This window comes from Campylobacter sp. IFREMER_LSEM_CL2090, assembly GCF_025771865.1.
GTDB lineage: Bacteria > Campylobacterota > Campylobacteria > Campylobacterales > Campylobacteraceae > Campylobacter_D > Campylobacter_D lari_D.
In genome coordinates this window covers 1-5,649 of record NZ_JAKMRA010000019.1, presented here as the reverse complement: position 1 = coordinate 5,649, position 5,649 = coordinate 1, and the positions used below count along the sequence as shown (strand labels likewise).

General features: G+C 43.8%; 2 tRNA genes and 3 rRNA genes. All 5 read right to left on the bottom strand.

Annotated elements, in window-relative coordinates:
* Nucleotides 1-40: 40 nt before the first annotated feature.
* The 5 genes from rrf to L8V85_RS08115 all read right to left on the bottom strand — a co-directional run bounded on the left by rrf (nt 41) and on the right by L8V85_RS08115 (nt 5,579).
* Nucleotides 41-157: ribosomal RNA gene (gene rrf / locus L8V85_RS08135) — 5S ribosomal RNA — on the bottom strand.
* 290 nt (nt 158-447) lie between these two features.
* Nucleotides 448-3,355, bottom strand: a 23S ribosomal RNA gene (locus L8V85_RS08130).
* Nucleotides 3,356-3,810: 455 nt separating this feature from the next.
* Nucleotides 3,811-3,887 (bottom strand) — tRNA-Ile (locus L8V85_RS08125).
* An 8-nt stretch (nt 3,888-3,895) separates the two neighbouring features.
* Nucleotides 3,896-3,971 (bottom strand) — tRNA-Ala (locus tag L8V85_RS08120).
* A 95-nt stretch (nt 3,972-4,066) separates the two neighbouring features.
* A 16S ribosomal RNA gene (locus L8V85_RS08115) occupies nt 4,067-5,579 on the bottom strand.
* Together the 16S, 23S and 5S rRNA genes with 2 tRNA genes alongside form the textbook arrangement of a ribosomal RNA operon.
* Between the last annotated feature and the right edge of the window lie 70 nt (nt 5,580-5,649).

Below are 5,649 nucleotides of genomic sequence, written 5' to 3'. Positions count from 1 at the left end.
TATAGGATTATATATAAAGTAAGAATAATAAGAATTAACAAGTCCGCAATGAGCTACTTTCCCCCTGCCAGTAAGGCGTAGTATCATCACCCACGATGTGCTTAGCTTCTTGGTTCGGGATGGAGCAAGGCGTCTCCACATCTGTATAATCACGGACATTGTTATTTAAATATTCTATTTAATATAGCATAATAAAAACAATCAATAAGATTTAAACATAAAAATCATTTTTATTTTAACTTTCATCTTATTCTTATATTTAGATGTTTTATTGAACTAAATACTTTATTGTTTTAGAATACTTAAAAAACAATGTTAAGAGCAAGTTCTAATATAAACTTTACTTATAAGATTTTATAAACTTAAGAATGTAATTTTTATATAAATATTTCATATAAAAACACTCAAAGCTTTATTAAAAACCTTAACAAGGAAGTGATGCTTAAATAAGATAAGCCAAACGCTCTATTAGTACTGGTCAGCTAAAGGACTTTCATCCATTACACACCCAGCCTATCAAACTAGTAGTCTTCTAGAGAGCTTAGAGAAGATTCATCTTAGAGTTGGCTTCACGCTTAGATGCTTTCAGCGTTTATCCGTTCCAAACTTAGCTACGCTGCGATGCTCTTGGCAGAACAACAGCTACACCAGTGGTTTGTTCAACCCGGTCCTCTCGTACTAGGGTCAAATCTCTTCAATCTTCTTACGCCCACGGCAGATAGGGACCGAACTGTCTCACGACGTTCTGAACCCAGCTCGCGTACCGCTTTAAATGGCGAACAGCCATACCCTTGGGACCTGCTCCAGCCCCAGGATGCGATGAGCCGACATCGAGGTGCCAAACCTCCCCGTCGATGTGAGCTCTTGGGGGAGATCAGCCTGTTATCCCCGGGGTACCTTTTATCCTTTGAGCGATGGCCCTTCCACACAGAACCACCGGATCACTAAGACCGACTTTCGTCTCTGCTTGACTTGTATGTCTTGCAGTTAAGCTGGCTTATACCTTTATACTCTACGAACGATTTCCAACCGTTCTGAGCCAACCTTTGTAAGCCTCCGTTATTATTTGGGAGGCGACCGCCCCAGTCAAACTACCCACCAGACATTGTCCCACTTGAGGATAACTCAAGCTGGTTAGCTACCCAAATAAGAAAGAGTGGTATCTCAACAACGGCTCATATACAACTGGCGTCATATACTCAAAGCCTCCCACCTATCCTGCACATTCTTATCCAAATAGCAGTGTCAAGCTGTAGTAAAGGTCCACGGGGTCTTTCCGTCTTGCCGCGGGTAGGAGGAATTTTCACCTCCACTACAATTTCACTGGATCCCTCTTTGAGACAGCTCCCATCTCGTTACGCCATTCATGCAGGTCGGTATTTAACCGACAAGGAATTTCGCTACCTTAGGACCGTTATAGTTACGGCCGCCGTTTACTCGGGCTTCGATCAAGAGCTTCGCTAATGCTAACCCCATCAATTAACCTTCGAGCACCGGGCAGGCGTCACACCCTATACATCCTCTTACGAGTTAGCAGAGTGCTGTGTTTTTGGTAAACAGTCGGGAGGGACTCTTTGTTGTAAGTTTCTTCGCTTTCGGAGTAAATCCTAATACGAAGCGAACCACACCTTATACCGAAGATACGGTGCTATTTTGCAGAGTTCCTTAAAGAGAGTTCTTCCACGCGCCTTAGAATACTCATCCCACCCACCTGTGTCGGTTTACGGTACGGGCAACATTAGCTAAACTTAGAAACTTTTCTTGGCTCGACGGCATCAGCAATTCTCCCCGCTGTCCGAAGACTTTGAAGAGCCTTTCAGTTCTCGGAGTATTGTTATACGGATTTGCCTATATAACCTCCTACGACCTTAGACTAGCACTTCCATCCGCTAGCTTGCTTAGCCCTAAGCGTCCTTCCATCGCACACTAATGTTGGTATTGGAATATTAACCAATTTGCCATCGTCTACCCCTTTCGGACTCGACTTAGGACCCGACTAACCCTACGATGACGAGCATCGCGTAGGAAACCTTGGGTTTACGGCGTTAATGATTCTCACATTAATTATCGCTACTCATGCCTGCATGCTCACTTCTATTCGCTCCAGCACTCCTTACCGGTATACCTTCGGCGCAAATAGAACGCTCTCCTACCACTTGATAAAATCAAGTCTACAGCTTCGGTACTTACTTTAGCCCCGTTATATTTTCCGCGCAAAATCACTAGACCAGTGAGCTATTACGCTTTCTTTAAAGGATGGCTGCTTCTAAGCCAACCTCCTGGTTGTTTAAGTAACTTCACATCGTTTTCCACTTAAGTAAGATTTAGGGACCTTAGCTGGTAGTCTGGGTTGTTTCCCTCTTGACGACGGATTTTATCACTCGCCGCCTGACTGCTGTGATTACATATAAGGTATTCGGAGTTTGATAGGGTTTGGTACATTGGTGTATGCCCTAGCCCATTCAGTGCTCTACCCCCTTATACTACGACACAACGCTATACCTAAATATATTTCGGAGAGAACCAGCTATCACGAAGTTTGATTGGCCTTTCACCCCTATCCACAAGTCATCCGGGGGCTTTTCAACGCCTATCGGTTCAGTCCTCCACTAGTTCTTACACTAGCTTCAACTTGCTCATGGATAGATCACTTCGTTTCGGGTCTGCAGCATCTGACTTAAGCGCCCTATTCAGACTCGCTTTCGCTACGGCTTCGCGTGTGCTTAACCTTGCCAGACACCACAACTCGCAGGCTCATTATGCAAAAGGCAGTCCATCACACTGTATTGCTACATAGTGCTCTGAATGATTGTAAGCAAATGGTTTCAGGTTCTATTTCACTCTGATCACCTCAGTTCTTTTCACCTTTCCCTCACGGTACTTGTGCACTATCGGTCTGGTAGTAGTATTTAGGGTTGGATCGTGGTCGACCCAGCTTCAGACAGGATTCCTCGTGTCCCGCCCTACTCAGGATACTGCTAGCTAAGGTTTGGTTTTCGTATACGGGACTATCACCCTCTATGGCTACACTTTCCAGAGTGTTCTACTAACCTTACCTATTGCACATTGCAGTCCTACAACCCCCAGTGCAAGCACTGGGTTTGCCCTCTTGCGCTTTCGCTCGCCGCTACTGACGCAATCTCTATTGATTTCTTTTCCTGTAGGTACTAAGATGTTTCAATTCCCTACGTTCGCTCCATTATGGTAGTATATATCTCTATATACTGGGTTGCCCCATTCGGAAATCTACGGATCAAAGCTTCTTGACAGCTCCCCGTAGCTTATCGCAGTCTAGTACGTCCTTCATCGCCTTTACCAGCCAAGGCATCCACCATTCGCTCTTAATAGCTTACCTTTTAAATTCATTCTAAAACGCATCACTTCCTTGTTAAAGTTTTTATGATAAGACTTTACTATCTTAAGACGGAAAGCATTTAAACACTTAATAAAACTAAAAACATTAGTCTAACTAAGCTGTGAGTTTAAAACTTGTCTTTAACTAAAAGCTAAAGAAAAGATAGTTAGGTTTTATCCTTTAACAAGTCCTGTAAAATTGTTTTTATTAAAACTTGCTTGTGACTCTTAACAATGATAATTCAAATAACATTAAATAACTAATCTAATATATAAAATATTCTATTATTTATTTAGCTTAGGTCTTAAAACCTAAAGGAAGTATATATAAAGAGTTTAAATAATTTAAAAATATAAGCAATAAAGTATTTTACTTTATTTACTGCTTTATTATTAGCTATATACTTGCTTTAAGTTTTAAAACTTTATATATGATTGATAAACAAATCTTTTTTATGGTGGGCCTAACAAGACTTGAACTTGTGACCTCACCCTTATCAGGGGTGCACTCTAACCAGCTGAGCTATAGGCCCTTAATAAATGGTGGAGAATAGCGGGATCGAACCGCTGACCTCCTGCGTGCAAAGCAGGCGCTCTCCCAGCTGAGCTAATTCCCCAAAATTAGCTTTTCATCAATCTTTGAAATCTAAACAAGGATGATTGAGTCTATATATGAACTGATAGTTGTGAGACTTATCAGTTTGTACTCTAGAAAGGAGGTGATCCAACCGCAGGTTCTCCTACGGTTACCTTGTTACGACTTCACCCCAGTCGCTGATTCCACTGTGGACGGTAACTAGTTTAGTATTCCGGCTTCGAGTGAAATCAACTCCCATGGTGTGACGGGCGGTGAGTACAAGACCCGGGAACGTATTCACCGTAGCATGGCTGATCTACGATTACTAGCGATTCCGGCTTCATGCTCTCGAGTTGCAGAGAACAATCCGAACTGGGACATATTTTATAGATTTGCTCCACCTCGCGGTATTGCGTCTCATTGTATATGCCATTGTAGCACGTGTGTCGCCCTGGGCATAAGGGCCATGATGACTTGACGTCGTCCACACCTTCCTCCTCCTTACGAAGGCAGTCTATTTAGAGTGCTCGGCCAAACCGTTAGCAACTAAATACGTGGGTTGCGCTCGTTGCGGGACTTAACCCAACATCTCACGACACGAGCTGACGACAGCCGTGCAGCACCTGTCTCTAAGTTCTAGCAAGCTAGCACCCTCTTATCTCTAAGAGGTTCTTAGGATATCAAGCCCAGGTAAGGTTCTTCGCGTATCTTCGAATTAAACCACATGCTCCACCGCTTGTGCGGGTCCCCGTCTATTCCTTTGAGTTTTAATCTTGCGACCGTACTCCCCAGGCGGTACACTTAATGCGTTAGCTGCATTACTGAGATGACTAGCACCCCAACAACTAGTGTACATCGTTTAGGGCGTGGACTACCAGGGTATCTAATCCTGTTTGCTCCCCACGCTTTCGCGCCTTAGCGTCAGTTAAGTTCCAGCAGATCGCCTTCGCAATGGGTATTCTTGGTGATATCTACGGATTTTACCCCTACACCACCAATTCCATCTGCCTCTCCCTCACTCTAGACTACCAGTTTCCCAAGCAGTTCAACGGTTAAGCCGTTGGATTTCACAAGAGACTTGATAATCCGCCTACGCGCCCTTTACGCCCAGTGATTCCGAGTAACGCTTGCACCCTCCGTATTACCGCGGCTGCTGGCACGGAGTTAGCCGGTGCTTATTCCTTAGGTACCGTCAGAATTCTTCCCTAAGAAAAGGAGTTTACGCTCCGAAAAGTGTCATCCTCCACGCGGCGTTGCTGCGTCAGGGTTTCCCCCATTGCGCAATATTCCCTACTGCTGCCTCCCGTAGGAGTCTGGACCGTGTCTCAGTTCCAGTGTGACTGATCATCCTCTCAGACCAGTTAAGCGTCATAGCCTTGGTGAGCCATTACCTCACCAACTAGCTGATACTATATAGTCTCATCCTACACCGAAAAACTTTCCCTACTCAACTTATGTTAAGCAGGAGTATAGAGTATTAGCAGTCGTTTCCAACTGTTGTCCTCTTGTGTAGGGCAGATTAACTATACCTTACTCACCCGTGCGCCACTAATCCACTTCTAGCAAGCTAAAAGCTTCATCGTTCGACTTGCATGTATTAGGCACGCCGCCAGCGTTCACTCTGAGCCAGGATCAAACTCTCCATAAAAAATATAGATAGTTTAATCTTTTTCTTCAAAGAAAAAGTATTTTAAAGATTAATAAAATAATCTTTAATT